The sequence below is a fragment of the Devosia sp. Soil_C_22 genome (assembly GCF_057657195.1).
The window spans coordinates 1,420,163-1,436,825 of sequence record NZ_JBDGIY010000001.1; the positions used below are offsets into that span (position 1 = coordinate 1,420,163).

Consider the following 16,663-nt stretch of genomic DNA (forward strand, 5'->3'; position numbering starts at 1 on the left):
GGCGGCCATCCCGAGTTGTCCGGCCATGGGGCCCGTCCCCCGGGCTCCCCCGAAGCAATGGAGGTTGCCATGAAGGTCAGCGAAGTGATGAGCGAGGGCGTGGAACTCTGCACCCCCGACGATACCATCCGCGGCGTGGCGCGCATGATGCGCGAGATCGACGCCGGCTCCTTGCCCGTGGGCGAGAATGACCGCCTCGTCGGCATGATCACCGACCGCGACATCGCCATCCGCGCCATCGGCGAGGGGCTGGGCCCGGAAACGCCGGTCCGCCAGGTGATGAGCCAGAATATCCGCTGGTGTTACGAGGACGAGGATCTCGACGACGTGGCCGAGCAGATGGCCGAGCACAAGATTCGTCGCCTGCCGGTCCTCAACCGCGACAAGCGCCTCGTCGGCATGGTCTCGCTGGGCGACATCTCGCTCGCCGACAGCGAGGACAGCGGCGAAGCCCTGCGCGAAATCTCCGAACCCGGCGGCATGCACAGCCAGCACTGAGGCGGCTAGTTCGCGTCCGGTACGATGAGCTCAACGGTCGGGAAGTAGGTTCGATAACGTGCCGCATCCCGGGTAAGCAGCGGTATGCCCGTTACCGCGGCATGGGCGCCGATGGAGAAGTCCGGCAACACGCCCGTACGAGTGCCACCGGCGCGCCGATACTGGAAGTATGCTTGGCCAGCCAGAAACAAGGCAGTCCTCGGGATAGCCAGAACATTGATGCCCGCTTCTTCCAGGGCGGCCTCGACGGCTTCCGGCGATGCGAAACGCACCGAATACTCTGCGTAGACGATATCGTTGATCCAGACCGGACCGCGTAGCGCGGCGGCCTCGAGTTCGCGTTGAGCCCAATCGAACCAGTGCAGCGTATGATCGGTGACGTCGATCAACACGTTGGTGTCGACAAGCGTCAATCGTCGCCCCGGAGCAGTTTCATCAGCTCGTCGGTGCTCATCTCGGGCGGCTTGGCATACTTTCGCATCCGCAGAAAGCGGCTCTCCGGCCGCTCCCCGTCCGCCCGGCGCACGACGATCTCGCCATTCTCGCCCATGACAAACTCGACTTGGCTCCCCGCCTCGAGTCCGAGCTGGTCGCGGACCGGCTTGGGGATCGTCACCTGTCCCTTGCTTGTCACCGTCGTGCTCATGGCATCCTCGAGCATTACCTTCATCCAACAAGGTAATACTTCAACCTTCTCCCTGCAAGCCTCAGCCCATGCCCCGCACGATCTCGAGAAACTCCGCATGCCCCAGCGCCTTCTGTGCGGCCTGCTTGTATTCCTTCACCAGCGCCCCGTGCGTCTCGCGCGCATGCTTCCTGAGCTTCGGATCGCGCGCCATCTCCGCCTTCGCCACCGCCGGATCGAGCAAGCCGAGGCCATCGAGCACCGGATAGTGCAGTTGCGTCTCCACATGCGGCAGGCCGAACAGGTAGTCGGCAAAATGCTCGCGCCGCGGCATCTCGGCTTTCCACCGCGCCAGCCGCTCCCTGGTCTCGGGATGGATCCGATGCGCCCGCACCTCGCGCCAGAACGGCGTATCATCGCGCTCGGTCATGTAGTGCGTGTTCACGAACGTGCGGAAATCGTCGACCTGCCGCCCGACACGCTTGTTGTAGTCGTCCCGCAGCGCCGTGGTCATCTTCGCCGGATCGCGCAGATACTGCCCCGCGAACATCATCATCTGCACGATCGTGCCGTGGATCGAGGTCGATTCCAGCGGCTCGAGAAAGCTCGAGCTCAGCCCCACCGCCACGACATTGCCGATCCACGCCTGCTCGAGCCGCCCGATCTTGAACTGGATATCGCCGCGCACCTCGATCTTGCGGCCCAGCACCCGCTCCACCTCGGCATGCGCCTCGTCCGGAGTACGGAACTCGTCCGAGTACACATAGCCACAGCCATAGCGGAACTGCGTCGGGATCTGCCACATCCAGCCCGCTTCCTGTGCCCAGGCGCGGGTGTAGTTGGCGATCTCCTCGCCCGGCTCCACCGGCAGCCAGAAGGGCAGGGCCCGGTTCACCGGCAACTCATGCGCATATGAAATCCACGGCGCCTTGAGCTCGCCGACGATCAGCCGCTTCCGGAACCCCGTCGCATCAATGAAGAAATCGCCTTCGAGCCTCTGCCCATCCTCGAACACCAGCGCCGTGACATCCCCGCTCTCGCCATCGCGCTCCACCCCGGTCAGCACGTTGTCGACGATCTCGACGCCCTGCGACTTTTCCTTGAGGAATTTCCCCACCAGCGACTGGTCGAAATGATAGGCCGGCAGGAACGGCCCGAGCGGCTGCAGCGAACCATCCGCCCGCTTCGCCCACGGCGCCTTCTTCTGCTTCAGCAGCGGCCCGAACATGTGCATATCCTGAACCGGCTCGTTCACCGACACCGCGTAGACGTTGAGATAATCCGACGGAGCCCCCGGCGGCGCCTGCACCACCCGGTGCGGATCATCGATCGGCCCGTAATAGGTAAAGCCCTTGCGCCGCCAGTCCTCGTGCCGGATCCCCAGCTTGTAGGTCGCCTCGGTCTTCCGAAAGAACTCGAAGATATCGATGCCGAAATGCGTGAGGAACACGTGGAACGCGGCCGTCGTCGCCTCACCCACCCCCACGGTCGGAATCTTCGACGATTCCACCACGCTGAGCTTCGCATCGAGCTTCAGCCGCCGGATCGAGTCCTGGATGATGAAAGCCGCGATCCACCCCGCCGTGCCGCCGCCCACGATAACAAAATGCGGTTGCCCCGCCATGATGCTGTTCTCCCCTCAGGGGAAGGAAACGCGATGTCGGGCAGGGCGGCAAGGTGGAAACGAGGAGTGAAAGTCCGGAAAGCTAAGGCACGCATTCAGCGCGTGTGGCCGCCCCCTCCACCAGCTTCGCTGGTCCCCCCGCTGCGCAGGGGAGGATCACGGCGAGATCGTGCCACAGCGGATCCTCCACCGTTTACGGGGGAGGGGGACCGCCGGAGGCGGTGGAGGGGGCGGCCACACGCGCCCGGCCTTGCTCACCCCACGGTGTCATCCCGGCGCAGGCAGGATCGATTCTGAGATATCGCTGCCATCACAGCGGGCGGAAAGACTCAGGATGGACCCGGCCTGCGCCGGGGTGACATCGTGCCTGTAGCCTCACACCCCATAAACCCGCTCCGCATTCCGGAAGAACAGCTTCTCCTGCTCCTCGACGCTCGCGCCCGAGACGATCTCCCGGCTGGCCTCCACCCACTTCGTCAAATCCGCGAACAGCGTCACCACCGGATGGTCGCTGCCCCAAACCACGCGATCCCACCCGAAGGTCTCGATGACGAACTCGACATAGGGCTTGAGCGTATCCACCGTCCACGTCGCGTCGACATTGGCGAGAATGCCCGACACCTTGCACACCACGTTGGGCAGCTCGGCCACGCGTTCCAGCCGCGTTGTCCAGCTCTCCCATTCCGCCTCGGCAATCTTGGGGTTGCCGCAGTGGTCGAGCACGAACTGCGTCTCAGGGCACGCTTCGATCAGCGGCGGCGCCAGCATCAGTTCGTGCGATTTCACGCAGACATCGAAGCTCATGCCGTAGCGCGGCAACAGCCGGATATTGTCGATGAAGGTCTGCGTCTGGCTGAGCTCGGCCGGCTGGAACTGCAGCAAACGGCGAATCCCCTTCACCCGCCCCAGCGCCTGCATCTTTTCGAGATGCTTTTCGAAATCGGCATGCTCCGGCCGCCCGGCGGCAATGGCGCCGACAACCCGGTCGAGCCCCAGCACGAATTCGCTCTCGGCCGCCATCTGCGGCTCGGCGACGTCCACTTCCATGTGCAGCGCCGCTTCGATGCCCAGCGGCCCGGCCTCGCGCCAATAGCTCTCGACGCTCCACGGCTTGTTCAGCGCGGGCGCATTCTCGAGCCAGGGATAGGAGAACCTGTCGGGATAGACGAGATGCAGATGGGTATCGAGAATGCGCATGAAATCAGCCGCTTGGAGTGGATTTTGATCCACATGCTAGAGGCCGGCGCCCGGCCTGTCATCCCCGCAGCATCCCGAGTGCCCCGCGCAAATTCCCGCCGCTCGCCGCCAGCAGCCGCTCCGCCTCGGCGATCCCAGCCGCTCCTGCTGCGATCAGCACCGCCGGCTTCACCGCGCCGCCGGCCGCATCCAGCGCCCGGGCTGCCACGTCGGCATCCACCCCGGCAATCCGGCACACCATCAGCGCCGCGCGGGCCCGCAGCTTGTCGTTGTCGGCAACGAGGTTGACCATCAGACCGTCATGGACATGCCCCAGATGCACCCCCATCAGCGTCGACAGCATGTTCAGCGCCGCCTTTTGCGCCGTACCGGCGCCCATGCGGGTCGAACCGGCGATCACTTCGGGCCCGGTCGCGATCAACACCGGAATCTCGGCCGCCTGCAGCAGCTTGGATTGCGCGTTGCCGGCAATACCGACCGTCGCCGCCCGCGCCTCGCGCGCCGCGGTCAGCCCGGCGACGGTGTAGGGCGTCCCACCGCTCGCCGAGGTCGCGATCACACAGTCGTCCGCGCCCACGCCGATGGCCGCCATGTCGGCCCGTGCGCCCTCACTATCGTCCTCGCGCGCCCCGTTGAGCCGCTGGCCGATGTTTTCGCCGTCCGCCAGCACCAGCAGCACGCGGTCACGCGCGATGCCGTAGGTCTGCGGCAACTCGAGCGCGTCGGCCAGCGACATCAGCGCGGGGCTGCCGGCCGCCACATAGATCAGCCGCCCGCCCGCCTTGAGCTTGTCTGCCGCCGCCTGCGCCGCCCGCGCCAGGTCGGGGATCGCCGCCTCTACCGCGGCCAGGGCCCGGCGCTGGCCCTCGAACAGGGCCGACAGGATCGTCCGGTCGTCCCAGGTGTCGAGCCCGGCATAGCGGGTGTCGGCGGTTTCGGTGCCCATAGGGGAGCTCATCGGCGCCCGGCCTCCATAGGATAACTCATGCGCTCCGGTTGCGCCCGGCGGCGCCCGTCCGCATAGTTGCAGCGGAATACGGGCATCGGTATGGGCGCAGCGCGCTTTTGCAATAGTAATGCCAAAAAAATACCACTTGTCCAGAAGGGCGGGGCAGGAGCGTTTCGGCAGCGGTATTGTGCGGCCGTGATGGCGGCGATTGCCGAGATATCACAAAGACTTCTGCCTTTCGGGCAGCGCCTGGATTTTCCGCTTTATAAATGGTCTTTTATTGGTATTATGGCGGCTGGAGGGAAGGGCGTGTCCGATGCCGCAGCGGCGCGCCATCGACGGATATGATGGCACAGGAATCAAATGGCTGACGCCCCAGACGCGCTCTTCGGCGCCGGGACCATCAATCTTTCCCAGGGTGGTCCGCTCTACCTGCAGCTGAAGCGCTGGATCGAGGACGCCGTGTCCTCGGGCGCCATCAAGCCCGGCGACGCGCTGCCTTCCGAGCGCGACCTGGCCCAGAAGGTCGATGTCTCCCGCGTCACCGTGCGCAAGGCCGTACAGCACCTCGTGCGCGATGGCATCCTCGTGCAGCGCCACGGCTCTGGCACCTTCGTTGCCCCGCAGCAGCACCGCGTCGAGCAGTCGCTGAGCCAGCTCACCTCGTTCACCGAGGACATGGCGCGCCGCGGCATGGCCGTCACCTCGGTCTGGCTCGATCGCGGGCTCTACGCCCCCTCGCCGGAAGAGACCATGGTGCTCGGCCTGTCGCCGGGCGAACAGACGGCCCGCATCTCGCGCCTCCGCGTCTCTGGCGACACGCCGCTCGCCATCGAGCGTGCCTCGCTGTCCTCGTCGACGCTGCCCGATCCTGCCGCCGTCGGCGCCTCGCTCTACGCCCTGCTCGAAAAGCGCGGCCAGCGCCCGGTGCGCGCCATCCAGCGCATCCGCGCCGCCAATCTGGGCGAGGAGGATGCAGGGCTGCTCGACGTGCCGGCCGGCGTCGCCGCACTCTATATCGAGCGCATCGCCTACCTTGCGTCTGGCAAGGTGGTGGAGTTCACCCGCTCGGTCTATCGCGGCGACACCTATGATTTCGTCGCAGAGCTGCGTGTCGGGGAGGCAAGCCGCAAATGACCGCGCCCAACGCCACCTACATGCGCCAGGAAATCGAGGAGACCCCGGCTGCCATTGCCCGCCTGCTGAGCGAAGGCCACGACGATCTCGTCCGCGCCGGCCGCGCGTTGCGCGATCGCAATCCCTCGACCATCGTCACCATTGCGCGCGGCTCGTCCGACCACGCGGCGTCCTTCATCAAATACGCCATCGAATTGCTGGCCGGCGTGCCCGTCGCGTCGGTCGGCCCATCGGTGGCCTCGATCTATGGCCGCGAGCTCAAGCTCCGTGGCATGGCCGCCATCGCCATCTCGCAATCGGGGCAGGGCCCCGACACCGTGGCCATGACCACATCGGCCCGCAAGTCCGGTGCGCTCACCTTCGCGCTCACCAACACGCCGACCTCGCTGCTGGCTGCCGCCGCCGATCAGGCGATTCTCCTGCGCTCGGGCGAGGAGAAGTCGGTCGCCGCCACCAAGACCTTCGTCGCCTCGATCGTCGCCGGGCTCGCGCTGGTCGGAAACTGGTTGGAAGACAAGGCCCTGCTGGCGGCTCTGGATTCACTGCCGCAACTGCTCGAGGAGGCGGTGCACTGCGATTGGGCCCCGCTGCTCGGCGCACTCGACAACCACCAGTCGCTCTATGTGCTCGGCCGGGGCCCCACCTTCGCCATCGCCAACGAAGCGGCCCTGAAGTTCAAGGAAACCTGCGGCATCCACGCCGAGGCCTATAGCGCCGCCGAGGTGATCCACGGCCCGGCCCGCATCGTCGAACGCCATTTCCCGGTGCTGGCGCTCGCCGCCCGCGACGCCGCCGAAGCCGCCGTCGCCGAAATCGCCGAGCGGCTGGCCGGGCAGGGCGCCCGCACCTTCATCACCTCGATCAACGCCCGGAGCGCCGAACGCCTGCCCTTCGCCGCCTCCGGCCACCCGATCACCGATGCGCTGGCGCTCATCGTCAGCTTCTACGGCTTCGTCGAAGCCCTGAGCCGCCGACGCGGCTTCGACCCCGACCGCCCGCCTCATCTCAAGAAGGTGACGGAGACGATATGACCAAGTGCAACGGCCTCGCCAATCCTCCCCCGCGTGGCGGGGGAGGGGGACCAGCGAAGCTGGTGGAGGGGGCGGCCAGAGTCTCGGTGGTCGGGATCAGCCGATGACCAAGCAAGCCTTCACCGGAGCCCGCATCTTCGACGGCGCCGAATGGCATGACCGCATGGCGCTGGTCGTCACCGACGGCAAGGTCGAGGGCCTGGTCGCCGCCGATTCCCCCACCGACGCCATCCGCGTGCCGGCGAATGGCGCCATGATCGTTCCCGGCTTCATCGACCTGCAGGTCAACGGCGGCGGCGGCGCGCTGCTCAACGAGACCCCGACGGTCGACGCCATCCGCACCATCTGCGCCACCTTCGCCCAGTTCGGCACCACGGCGTGCCTCCCCACCCTCATCACCGACACGGTGGCGAAGAACGAAGCCGCCATCGCCGCCGGCATCGCGGCCGCCGAGCAGGGCGTGCCTGGCTTCCTCGGCCTCCACCTCGAAGGCCCGCACCTTTCCGTCGCGCGCAAGGGCGCGCACGATCCGGCCCTGATCCGCCCGATGGACGAATCGGACCTGCAGCGCCTCATCGAAGCGCGCCGGCATCTCCCGAATCTCTTGATTACCGTCGCCGCCGAAACCGTTGGTCCCGAACAGATTTCGCGCCTTGCCGCCGCCGGCATCACCGTCAGCATCGGCCACTCCGATGCCACCTACGCCCAGGTGAAAACCGCGACCGAGGCCGGCGCTTCCATGGCCACCCACCTGTTCAACGCCCAGAGCCAGCTTGGCAACCGCGAGCCCGGCCTCGTCGGCGCCGTCCTCGATCTGGGTGCCATGGATGCGGGCCTCATCGCCGACGGCATCCATGTCCATCCCGCCGTCATCGGCACGGCGCTTCGCGCCAAGCGCGGCCCCGGGCAGATATTCCTCGTCACCGACGCCATGTCGATCACCGGCACCGGCTGGACCGAGTTCGAGCTCACCGGCCGGACCGCCTATCGCCGCGATGGCGCCCTACGTCTCGCCGATGGCACCCTCGCCGGCGCCGACCTCACCATGATCGCCGCCATCCGCTACGTGCACGAGACGATCGGCGTCCCCTTCGACGAAGCCCTGCGCATGGCCAGCCTCTACCCCGCCACTGCCGTCGGCGTTGGATCGGAACGCGGCCACCTGAAGCGGGGTGCCCGCGCCGACTTCGCCGTGCTGTCGAAAGAACGCGAAGTGGCCGCCACCTATATCGGTGGCACGAGAGTGCATTAAGCCGACCGATACCACCGCGGTATCACCCCGGCGCAGGCAAGGGCATATCGTGGTGGGGATCGGTCAGCGTCTGCCCAGGCTGCATGGGGAAACGTTCGCTTGAGGCGCAACTGCTCACCGGGTCATCCCCGCGAAAGCGGGGACCTCCGTTCGCTTACATGCCAAAAAGCAGAGATTCCCGCCTTCGCCGGAATGACTCCGTGCAGAAGAGCCGAACCTGGCCTAGCCGCGGCCGATATAGGGCATGTTCGTCGCCATCACCGTCATGAACTGCACATTCGCCTCGAGCGGCAGCCCCGCCATATAGAGAATCGCATCGACCACGTGGCGCACGTCGAAGGTCGGCTCTGGCTCCATCGTGCCGTTGGCCTGCAGCGATCCGGTGGTCATCTTGGCGGTCATATCGGTCGCGGTATTGCCGATATCGATCTGTCCGCAGGCGATGCTGTAGGCTCGCCCATCCAGCGAGATCGCCTTGGTCAGCCCGGTGATGGCGTGCTTGGTCGCCGTATAGGCCGCCGCGCCCGGCCGCGGCACATAAGCCGAGATCGAGCCGTTGTTGATGATGCGGCCGCCCTGCGGGCTCTGGTCGCGCATGGCCCGGAACGCCTCGCGCGCCACGTAGAACGCGCCGTTGAGGTTCACGTTGACCATGTCCTGCCAGGTCGCGATGTCGGTATCGCCGAAGCTCGCCTGCGTCGCAAAGCGCCCGGCATTGTTGAACACCACGTCCACACGGCCGAGCTTGCCCTTGAGATCGGCGAAGTACCGGTGCACCGCACCCGGATCGCTCACGTCGCACACCCCGCTATAGGCTGCGCCCGCGAGGCGCGCCGTTTCGGCGAGCTCCGTTTCGCGCCGCCCGAGAATCGCCACGCGATATCCCGCGGCGCCCAGTCCGATCGCGGCGGCGCGCCCGATCCCCGACGTTGCTCCGCTTACGACTGCAACCTTGCCTTCGGTCATTCTTGTTGTCCCCGCCCTGTCAAGCGCCGCCATATGTCCGGCAACTTGCGGCATAGACAAGGCAGACTAGCGTCTGATGCGACCAGTCCCGCCGGCGCCGCGAATGGCAGCGAAACAGCCGCCGCTTAACGCGCTGGTGACAATCGTTAACAGGTCGTTTCCGGTGCTGTGCTGAATCTGCAACAGCCACCCCGCAACCGCCTTGGCGCTGCCCCAATTCAGCCATTCTGCGATTGCGCCTCGGCAACTCCTGCGTAGAGTGGCCAATGCGAATCCATGCATGGGATCGTTTGTCGGTCGCAAACGCGACGGCAACACACACTGGAGAGTGTGGTCGCGTTTCGACAAACCGCCGGGCAACTGGCAACAACGAATGACTGACTTTGGAGGTCAATAATGAAAATCAGGAGCCTTCTTCTGGGTTCTGTGGCTGCGGCGGGTCTCTCGACCGGCGGTGCCTTTGCGGCCGACCTGGGCGTTCTGCCCTCGTTTGACATCTGCGACGATCTCGGCCTCTCGGGCCTGACCATCTCGTCGGAAGACAACTGCCTCGTCATCACCGGCGGCGTCGAGTATACCTTCACCTGGGGTGACTACACCAACGGCAGCGACGCTGACGCGGACTTCTTCTTCACCGGTTACGACACCGATGTCGACGCTGGCGACGGCGTGAACGACTGGGAGAGCGAGCTCGACGCTTGGATCCAGTTCGCCGCGACCTCGAGCACCGATTTCGGCAAGGCCAAGGCTGTCATCAAGATCGCCAATGAAGATGACCAGGCTGGCTACGACAGCGCCGACGGTGGTCCGTTCGAGGACGGCTATGGCATTGGTCAGCACCTGCAGTTCGACGAGGCCTACGTCTCGATCGGCGACACCACTGTGATCACCGCTGGTAAGACCGGTTCGATCTTCAATTCGGGCGACGACGAACCGCTGGATTGGCTGGGCGGCTTCATCTCCGACGCCAACGATGACGACTCCAACCCGGGTGTGAACTTCTGGGGCGATGCGACCATCGACTCGGTTGGTGGTGGCGCTGTCATCCAGGTTACGCACGACCTTGGTAATGGCTTCGCAGTCAGCGGCGCTCTCGAGGATCTCGACGGCAACGGCGTTAACGACCACGAAGGCGTTGCCATTGGTGTCGTGTCTTACTCGGGTGAAGGCATCTCGGCTCACGTCAGTGTCGCCGCCATCGAGATCCTGGACGGTGAGTTCGGCGACTGGGGCGAGTGGGCTGGCCATGCCGGCTTCGCTGGCGAGTTCGACAACTTCAAGGTTGTTGCCGCCGGTGCCTTCATCCACGACAACGGTTCGGGCGATACGTTCTGGAACGTGCTGGCTTCGGCCTCGGCAACATTCGACATCTTCACCATTGCTGGTGCGGTTGAAGCTGCTGGCGACGACGTCGATACCCAGGTTGGCGTGAGCGGTTCTCTCTCGGCCGAAGTGACCGAGGGTGTGGCTCTCAATCTCGGTGGTCGCTGGACCGACGAGTGGGACAACTGGGGTGATGGCGCTTGGGAGGTTGCCGCTGGCGTGACCGCCGATGTGACCGAGAGCCTTGAAGCCACTGCGAAGGTTGGCTTCCTGGACGACGGTTGGGCCGATGCCTTCTACGGTTCGGCTGGCCTGACCTGGAAGCCGGGTGGCAACTACGAAGCCGGCATCACTGGCACGGTGACCTCGGAAGACGCCTACAAGATCGAGACGACCTTCAAGAAGGAATTCAAGTAAGCTTAGCTTACTTGCTTCTTCGGAAAGGCCCGGCCCAGCGCCGGGCCTTTCTGTTAGGCAGTGCCGCAATGTTCAGCTGCAATTCAGGTCGCGCCCTCTAGTCGTCAACTCGTGATCGCAGCGGCTGAAAATCCTCATCGGACAAAGAGTTGGCGCACTTCTCCGATTCAGTGATTGCAGCTATTCCTCGGTACGGGATGCCGAGTGGCGCCAGATCTGGTCCGGGGACGGTATGAGCATATTCCTTCGCTGGGGCGTTCCGGCGTTCATCACGGTAGTCGGCGGCACCGCCGCCGCACTCGCGACCACCGCATCCACCATTCCCGCCGGCCTTGCGGAACGCGCGAGGACCGTCATCGCCGGACCCGCGGATAGCTGGGCCTCCGTCCAGTTTGACATGCGCGACGCAGTGGTCAGCGGCACGGCGCCGAGCCAGGACGCCGTCGACGCCATCGTCAGCAGGGTCGCCGCGGTCCATGGCGTCCGCTCCGTCACGTCGCAGGCCATGGTGGCCGAGCATGCCAGCCCGTTCCCCCTGGTGGTCACCGTCGAAGCCGGCGCGCTGAAGCTGGCGGGCGGTTTCCCCGATCAATCAGCGCATACGGCCATACTGGCCGAGGCCGCCCCGGACCTCGTCGACACCACCCGGCCGATGTCCGGCGCACCGGAGCGCGAGGCGTGGATCGCCACGGCGCGCTATGCCATCGATGTCGCCCGGCAGCTGGATGAGGGCGAGGTCGCACTTTCCGACCTCGACGTCACCGTGTCCGGCCGAGCCCGCAACGCCGAGGCCTATGACGAACTCGGCCGGCTGCTGGAACAGGGCGCACCGGCCGGCGCCAGCCTCGCCTATCGCGAAGTCCAGCCGGCCCTGCAGTCGCCGTACGAGTGGCGCGCCGAATATGACGGCCGCCAGCTCAACCTGTCCGGCGCCGTGCCCTCCGAGCCGCTGATCGCCGAGCTCGGCACGCGGACGCCGGCCGGAGTCGAGCTGTCGACCAGCCTCGTCCTCGCGTCCGGCGCGCCGGCGGGGTTCGAGAAATCGGCAACGCTGCTGCTCGAAAATCTTCTTAAGCTGCAAAGCGGTATCGCGACGATCTCGGATACCGCATCAACTTTGACCGGTGTGCCGGCCAACCCCGCCGTGGTCGAATCCGTGCTCGTGGCCATGAGGCCCACCGGTACGGTCGTGGACCTCGATGCCCCCAATGTCGCCGAGTACTGGTTCAGCGCTACACGCAAGGATGGCAACATCATCCTCGATGGTTTCGTGCCCGATGCGGCCTTCCGCGACCGGCTGGAGGCAATGGACCAGGTCGATGCCGGAAGCCTCGAGCTTGGTCGCGGCGCCCCCGAGCGCTTCAGTTCTGCCGTCGACCTCGTGGTCACCACCCTGCGCCGCATGAGCGAGGGGCAGGCCGAAATCCGCGGCAATGTCGTCACCATCGAAGGCCGCGCCGCAACGCTGGCCGACTACACCGCGCTCAACGAGACGCTGAAGCTCGGCGCTCCGCAGGGCTTGCTGCTGGCGAGTGCGACAGTGAAGCCGCCGATGGCGACGCCCTTCACGTTCGGCGCCTCGAAATCTGCCGACGGCAAGTTTGCGCTCACCGGCCATGTGCCCAGCGAGCAGGCCCGCGAGCGCCTCCTCGGAGCGCTTCCCGACACGCCGTCCGACACCACGACCATCGCCGATGGCAATCCCGCCGATTTCGAGGGTGCCGCGATCAAGGCGATGTCCGTGCTTGCCCTGCTCGACAGTGGCGCGGTCAGCTATGACGGCTCGGCCTGGTCGCTGTCGGGCGCCGTCGATACGCCGCAGCAGGCGTTCGCGGCGCAGGCCGCGTTCGCCGATACCGGGCTTCGGGCCGCCGGCTGGGCCTACTCGGTCGAACTGCCGCCGCCCGCGCAGGCAGCCGCTCTGCCCATGGTCGAGCCCTATAGCTGGCGGGCGCAGAAGGCCGCCAATGGCAGCATCGCCTTCACCGGCTTCGTGCCGACCGAGCCGCTGAAGCGCTACCTCGTCGGGCATGCCGGCAAGACCGCGGTGGACAGCACCGCGCTCGGCGGCGGTGCACCGGATGGCTTTGTCGGCGGCACCGTTGCCGGGCTCGATGCGCTCATGGCGCTGGACGAGGGAACGATCAGCCTCGCCGGCAACAACTGGACGCTGACCGGCAAGGTGGCCACGACCGAGGCCCGCCATGACCTCGAGGCGAGGCTGCACGCCGCCACTGACGCCGGCGGCTGGCATGTTGCGATCCAGGCGGCCGACGCCGCGCCGGTGGTGACCCCCTTCACCTGGACAGCCACGAAGTCCGACGACGGCCGCATCGCCTTCACCGGCTACGTGCCGACAGAGGCGCTTCGCGCCGAACTCGCGGCCGCCGCAGGCACCACCGTCAACGACCGGACGCTGGTCGGCTCGGGCGAGCCGCGCGACTTCGCCTCGTCGGCTACGGCGGGAGTGGCCGTGCTCGCCAGCCTGCAGAGCGGCGAGGCCAGGTTCGATGGCCAGAGCTGGTCCATCAGCGGCCAGCCTGCCACGGAGGCGGATGCAGCTGTCGTCCGCGAGTCGCTGCCCGAAGCGCAGTGGTCGATCGCGCTGGCCGAGCCGCCCGCGGCGGTCGAGCCAGCAACCGAGCCAGAGGTTGCACCTCCCGTCGAACCGGAGGTTGCCGCAGTTCCGGCCGAACCGGCGACCGACACCCCGGAAGCCGCCGAGCCCGAGGCGCCGGCGCAGGTGGCCGCCGTCGAGCCCACGGCTGCCGTTCCGCTGGCCGAGCGCGATTTCGTTTTCTCGGCCACCAAGGCCGTGGGTGGCCCCGTCGAATTCGCCGGCATCGTCCCGGCCGAACCGATGCGGCGCTACCTCGCAGTGATCACCGGCGGCGAGCCCTCCGCCGGCCTCGCCATCGGCGATGGGCTGCCCACCACCTTCATCCCGAGCGCAGAGGCGGGCAGCCGCGCGCTGGCCAGGCTGGCCGACGGCACGCTCGGTCTCGATGGCGACACCTGGGTGCTCGCCGGCCGCGCCGAAACCGAAGTGGCCCGCGAGGCGGCGCTGGCCGAGATTGCCGGCGCGCCCGGCATCGCGCAGTGGCAGACCGATGTCACCCTGCTGCCGCCGCTCGAGGTGTGCAGCGAAAAGGTCGGCGCCTTCGCCACCCGCAATGCCATCCTGTTCGATTCGGGCAGTGCCCATATCGCCGACGCCTCGCAGCCGGCCATCGACGAACTCGCCGGTTACCTGGCCTTGTGCCCGGAGGTGACCATCGAGGTCGAGGGGCACACCGATTCCGATGGCGACGAGGAGGCGAACCTCGCGCTCTCGGTCTCGCGTGCCGAGTCGGTGGTCGATGCGCTGATCCTGCGCGGCGTTGGGCCGGAGCGGCTCTATGCCATCGGTTATGGCGAGAGCCTGCCGATCGACAGCAACGAGACGCGCGCCGGCAAGCAGGCCAACCGCCGCATCGGCTTCAACCTGAGCGACCAGCAATGAACCTCGATTCGCTCACCTATCTGGTGGAGATCTACTGGCCGTTCCTCGTCGGTGCGGCCGTGATCGGCCTCGTCACCGGCTGGCTCACCGTTCCGGCGCGCAAGGGCTGACCTCCATGCTCAATGCGGCGCATGTGCTCGAAACCGCGCTCCTCATCCTCGCCGCCTTCCTCATCGGCGCGACGGTGGGCACGCTGGCGCGCCTCGCCCTGCGCCGCCCCCAGCGCACGCCGGTCGTGGTCGTGCTCCCCGAGGCAGCGACTGTGCCCGAGCCGCCTGCCGCTGAAGCGCCTGCGCTGGTGACTGCCCCGACGATCGAACCCCTGCCGAAGCCGGCGGCGCCGGTTGTTCCGGCAGATGTCCCGGCGCCCGATTTCGCCGAACTGATAACCCCCGCCACCGCCCCGGAAAGCGCCGGGCCACGACCGGCGCCGGTTGCCCCTGTTGCGATGGGGGCGGCAATGGCCCCGGCGCGGGTTGCCGGCCAGACGACATCCGGCAAGCTGGTGCCGGCTCCCATCCACGACGAGCCAAGGCCCGCCATCGCCGCATCGGGGCAGCCCACCGCGGAGGTGATCCCGTTCCCCTCGAGTCGCGCCAGCACCGACAAGCTCGAGGCCGTTGTCGTAGACGAGCCGGCTGCGCCACCAGTTGCTGCTGCGGAGCTCGAATCGGCCGCTGCGCCCGAGCCTGCGCAGCCGATCGAACCGACTGCGGCGCCGGAGCCGGTGGTCGAGCAGCCGGTCGTCGCAGCGCCGGAGCAGGTAGAGCCCGCCAGCGGGAAGCCGGCCGAAGCCGACGAGACTGCCGCCATGCGGGCGATCGAGGGCAATTGGTCGCCGCGCCGCCGCCAGCCCGCCAAGCGGGCTGAACCGGCGACGGCTGCAGCCACTGCCCCGCTTCCGCCCCCGCCCGTAGAACTGCCCGGCAAGCCGGTCGGCCTCGAGGCGCCGCGGGCAGGGGGCAAGGATGACCTGACCCATGTGATCGGCGTGTTGCCGATCATTGAGACCGCGCTCAACAGCATCGGCGTCTACCATTTCGATCAGCTTGCCGGCTTTACCGACGAGAATGTTGGCTGGCTCGAGGCCCATCTCGGCATCGAGGGGCGCATCGGCCGCGAGCACTGGCGGGAACAGGCGCGCGAACTCGCCTTGGCGATAAGCCAGGCCGCAAAGGCGGCAGGCCAGCAGTAGTCAGGCGGCGCGGGCGCGGCTCTTGAGCAGCTTGCGCACGAAGGCCGCGATCGGCTCGACATCCTCGGGCGTGTTGAGCAGGGCAGGGGAGGCCTGCCCCTCGATGGCGTAACCCTCGGCATCGCGCCGGCGCCGCAGCATCTCCTCGAATGTTTCCCGCCGCAGCTGTTCGGTCAATTGCGTGCGCAGCAGCAACAGCGGCGCCGACGCCAACGCATCGTAGAACGGCCATTGCGGCGCGAGGATATCGTCATGCTCGAACGCCTCGAGCATCTTGCTCAGGTGCGGATCGAACAGGGTGCGGACCCGGCCGCGCTTGTCGAGGAAGTGGGTGCGGGCGCCGAGCACATCGAGCAGGCCTTCGGTGGCGGCCGGATAGTCGTTGGCGAGCATGCGGCGCAGCATGGTACGGAAGCCGGCCTCGGAGCGGCCGCCCTCGAGCGCGTTGAGATTGTTGCGCAGGCGAACCAGCCCGCGCGGATCGGAGACCGGGCCGGCATCGACCAGCACCGTGCCCATCACGAGGTTCGGCCATTCGGCCGCGATCGCCATGGCGACCTGGCCGCCATAACCCTGGCCGATGAAGATGCCGCCTTCCGCAGCCACGGCGGCGAGGCACTGGACGACGTCCGCCGCATCGACGGTCGAGACATAGCGTGCCTTGTCGCGCCGGTCCGAGGAACGGCCCCGGCCCTTGAGGTCGATCAGCAGGATCGGCCAGTCGTCGCCAAAGCTGCGGTGGAAATGGTTCGCGAAATCGGAAAAGTCCGACATGTTGCGCTGGTAGCCGGGAATGCAGACCAGCGGCAGGCGGCCGGCACCGAGCCGCCCCGACACGTGGACGGCCATCAGCTCGTCGGCGGGACCAACCGCAAAGCGGCGAACCGGCAGGTTCCGAAAGCTCGGATAATCGTCGGGGACGGTGCGCGCGGCGGACAGCATGCCCA

The 16,663-nt window shown here is 67.0% G+C and carries 15 protein-coding genes; 8 read left to right on the forward strand and 7 right to left on the reverse strand.

Annotated elements, in window-relative coordinates; genetic code table 11:
• Positions 1 to 69 precede the first annotated feature (69 nt).
• Positions 70 to 498, forward strand: a complete 429-nt coding sequence (locus tag AC3A6I_RS06745) for a CBS domain-containing protein (protein WP_487542814.1) — start codon at positions 70 to 72, stop codon at positions 496 to 498.
• Between the two features lie 5 nt (positions 499 to 503).
• Here the strand turns inward: AC3A6I_RS06745 and AC3A6I_RS06750 are convergent, their stop codons facing one another.
• From AC3A6I_RS06750 to AC3A6I_RS06770, 5 genes are all read right to left on the reverse strand, one after another.
• On the reverse strand, positions 504 to 911 hold the full coding sequence (locus AC3A6I_RS06750; protein ID WP_487542816.1) for a type II toxin-antitoxin system VapC family toxin: 408 nt from the start codon (positions 909 to 911) through the stop codon (positions 504 to 506).
• The gene (locus tag AC3A6I_RS06755; protein ID WP_487542817.1) at positions 908 to 1,159 is read right to left on the reverse strand and encodes an AbrB/MazE/SpoVT family DNA-binding domain-containing protein; all 252 of its coding nucleotides are present in this window, start codon (positions 1,157 to 1,159) and stop codon (positions 908 to 910) included. Before AC3A6I_RS06755 ends, AC3A6I_RS06750 begins: the two co-directional genes overlap by 4 nt.
• A gap of 46 nt (positions 1,160 to 1,205) precedes the next feature.
• Complete coding sequence (locus tag AC3A6I_RS06760) at positions 1,206 to 2,747, reverse strand: tryptophan halogenase family protein (RefSeq protein WP_487542819.1); 1,542 nt, start codon at positions 2,745 to 2,747, stop codon at positions 1,206 to 1,208.
• 375 nt (positions 2,748 to 3,122) lie between these two features.
• Positions 3,123 to 3,944 carry an amidohydrolase family protein gene (locus AC3A6I_RS06765; protein WP_487542821.1) on the reverse strand — a complete coding sequence of 274 codons (822 nt, stop codon included), beginning with the start codon at positions 3,942 to 3,944 and terminating at the stop codon, positions 3,123 to 3,125.
• Between the two features lie 58 nt (positions 3,945 to 4,002).
• Entirely contained in the window at positions 4,003 to 4,902 is a 900-nt protein-coding gene (locus AC3A6I_RS06770; protein ID WP_487542823.1) for an N-acetylmuramic acid 6-phosphate etherase, read from the reverse strand.
• 90 nt (positions 4,903 to 4,992) lie between these two features.
• Between AC3A6I_RS06770 and AC3A6I_RS06775 the strand changes: the two genes are divergently transcribed.
• The 4 genes from AC3A6I_RS06775 to nagA all read left to right on the forward strand — a co-directional run bounded on the left by AC3A6I_RS06775 (position 4,993) and on the right by nagA (position 8,313).
• The gene (locus AC3A6I_RS06775) at positions 4,993 to 5,241 is read left to right on the forward strand and encodes a hypothetical protein (RefSeq protein WP_487542825.1); all 249 of its coding nucleotides are present in this window, start codon (positions 4,993 to 4,995) and stop codon (positions 5,239 to 5,241) included.
• A 15-nt stretch (positions 5,242 to 5,256) separates the two neighbouring features.
• Positions 5,257 to 6,030: a GntR family transcriptional regulator gene (locus AC3A6I_RS06780; protein WP_487542827.1), complete on the forward strand. Its 774-nt coding sequence runs from the start codon at positions 5,257 to 5,259 to the stop codon at positions 6,028 to 6,030.
• Positions 6,027 to 7,061: an SIS domain-containing protein gene (locus tag AC3A6I_RS06785; protein ID WP_487542829.1), complete on the forward strand. Its 1,035-nt coding sequence runs from the start codon at positions 6,027 to 6,029 to the stop codon at positions 7,059 to 7,061. Before AC3A6I_RS06780 ends, AC3A6I_RS06785 begins: the two co-directional genes overlap by 4 nt.
• 103 nt (positions 7,062 to 7,164) lie before the next feature.
• Positions 7,165 to 8,313 carry an N-acetylglucosamine-6-phosphate deacetylase gene (gene nagA, locus AC3A6I_RS06790; protein ID WP_487542831.1) on the forward strand — a complete coding sequence of 383 codons (1,149 nt, stop codon included), beginning with the start codon at positions 7,165 to 7,167 and terminating at the stop codon, positions 8,311 to 8,313.
• Between the two features lie 222 nt (positions 8,314 to 8,535).
• Here the strand turns inward: nagA and AC3A6I_RS06795 are convergent, their stop codons facing one another.
• Complete coding sequence (locus AC3A6I_RS06795) at positions 8,536 to 9,279, reverse strand: SDR family oxidoreductase (RefSeq protein WP_487542833.1); 744 nt, start codon at positions 9,277 to 9,279, stop codon at positions 8,536 to 8,538.
• 396 nt (positions 9,280 to 9,675) lie between these two features.
• Here AC3A6I_RS06795 and AC3A6I_RS06800 point away from each other — a divergent pair, with 396 nt between their 5' ends.
• From AC3A6I_RS06800 to AC3A6I_RS06810, 3 genes are all read left to right on the forward strand, one after another.
• The gene (locus tag AC3A6I_RS06800; protein WP_487542835.1) at positions 9,676 to 11,019 is read left to right on the forward strand and encodes a hypothetical protein; all 1,344 of its coding nucleotides are present in this window, start codon (positions 9,676 to 9,678) and stop codon (positions 11,017 to 11,019) included.
• 232 nt (positions 11,020 to 11,251) lie between these two features.
• A complete protein-coding gene (locus AC3A6I_RS06805; protein ID WP_487542837.1) occupies positions 11,252 to 14,521 on the forward strand; it encodes an OmpA family protein in 3,270 nt (1,089 codons plus the stop codon).
• A 115-nt stretch (positions 14,522 to 14,636) separates the two neighbouring features.
• The gene (locus tag AC3A6I_RS06810; protein WP_487542839.1) at positions 14,637 to 15,716 is read left to right on the forward strand and encodes a hypothetical protein; all 1,080 of its coding nucleotides are present in this window, start codon (positions 14,637 to 14,639) and stop codon (positions 15,714 to 15,716) included.
• On the opposite strand, the gene AC3A6I_RS06815 is transcribed toward AC3A6I_RS06810, so the two are convergent.
• Positions 15,717 to 16,658 (reverse strand): alpha/beta fold hydrolase, encoded by a 942-nt coding sequence (locus AC3A6I_RS06815; protein WP_487544996.1) that lies wholly within the window; start codon positions 16,656 to 16,658, stop codon positions 15,717 to 15,719.
• Between the last annotated feature and the right edge of the window lie 5 nt (positions 16,659 to 16,663).

What these genes read in the sequence shown, in the direction of transcription:
- AC3A6I_RS06745 (WP_487542814.1), top strand. Translation starts at nt 70, where the DNA reads ATGAAGGTCAGCGAAGTGATGAGCGAGGGCGTGGAACTCTGCACCCCC.
- AC3A6I_RS06755 (WP_487542817.1), bottom strand. Translation starts at nt 1,159, where the DNA reads ATGCTCGAGGATGCCATGAGCACGACGGTGACAAGCAAGGGACAGGTG.
- AC3A6I_RS06760 (WP_487542819.1), bottom strand. Translation starts at nt 2,747, where the DNA reads ATGGCGGGGCAACCGCATTTTGTTATCGTGGGCGGCGGCACGGCGGGG.
- AC3A6I_RS06765 (WP_487542821.1), bottom strand. Translation starts at nt 3,944, where the DNA reads ATGCGCATTCTCGATACCCATCTGCATCTCGTCTATCCCGACAGGTTC.
- AC3A6I_RS06770 (WP_487542823.1), bottom strand. Translation starts at nt 4,902, where the DNA reads ATGAGCTCCCCTATGGGCACCGAAACCGCCGACACCCGCTATGCCGGG.
- AC3A6I_RS06775 (WP_487542825.1), top strand. Translation starts at nt 4,993, where the DNA reads ATGGGCGCAGCGCGCTTTTGCAATAGTAATGCCAAAAAAATACCACTT.
- AC3A6I_RS06780 (WP_487542827.1), top strand. Translation starts at nt 5,257, where the DNA reads ATGGCTGACGCCCCAGACGCGCTCTTCGGCGCCGGGACCATCAATCTT.
- AC3A6I_RS06785 (WP_487542829.1), top strand. Translation starts at nt 6,027, where the DNA reads ATGACCGCGCCCAACGCCACCTACATGCGCCAGGAAATCGAGGAGACC.
- nagA (WP_487542831.1), top strand. Translation starts at nt 7,165, where the DNA reads ATGACCAAGCAAGCCTTCACCGGAGCCCGCATCTTCGACGGCGCCGAA.
- AC3A6I_RS06795 (WP_487542833.1), bottom strand. Translation starts at nt 9,279, where the DNA reads ATGACCGAAGGCAAGGTTGCAGTCGTAAGCGGAGCAACGTCGGGGATC.
- AC3A6I_RS06800 (WP_487542835.1), top strand. Translation starts at nt 9,676, where the DNA reads ATGAAAATCAGGAGCCTTCTTCTGGGTTCTGTGGCTGCGGCGGGTCTC.
- AC3A6I_RS06805 (WP_487542837.1), top strand. Translation starts at nt 11,252, where the DNA reads ATGAGCATATTCCTTCGCTGGGGCGTTCCGGCGTTCATCACGGTAGTC.
- AC3A6I_RS06810 (WP_487542839.1), top strand. Translation starts at nt 14,637, where the DNA reads ATGCTCAATGCGGCGCATGTGCTCGAAACCGCGCTCCTCATCCTCGCC.
- AC3A6I_RS06815 (WP_487544996.1), bottom strand. Translation starts at nt 16,658, where the DNA reads ATGCTGTCCGCCGCGCGCACCGTCCCCGACGATTATCCGAGCTTTCGG.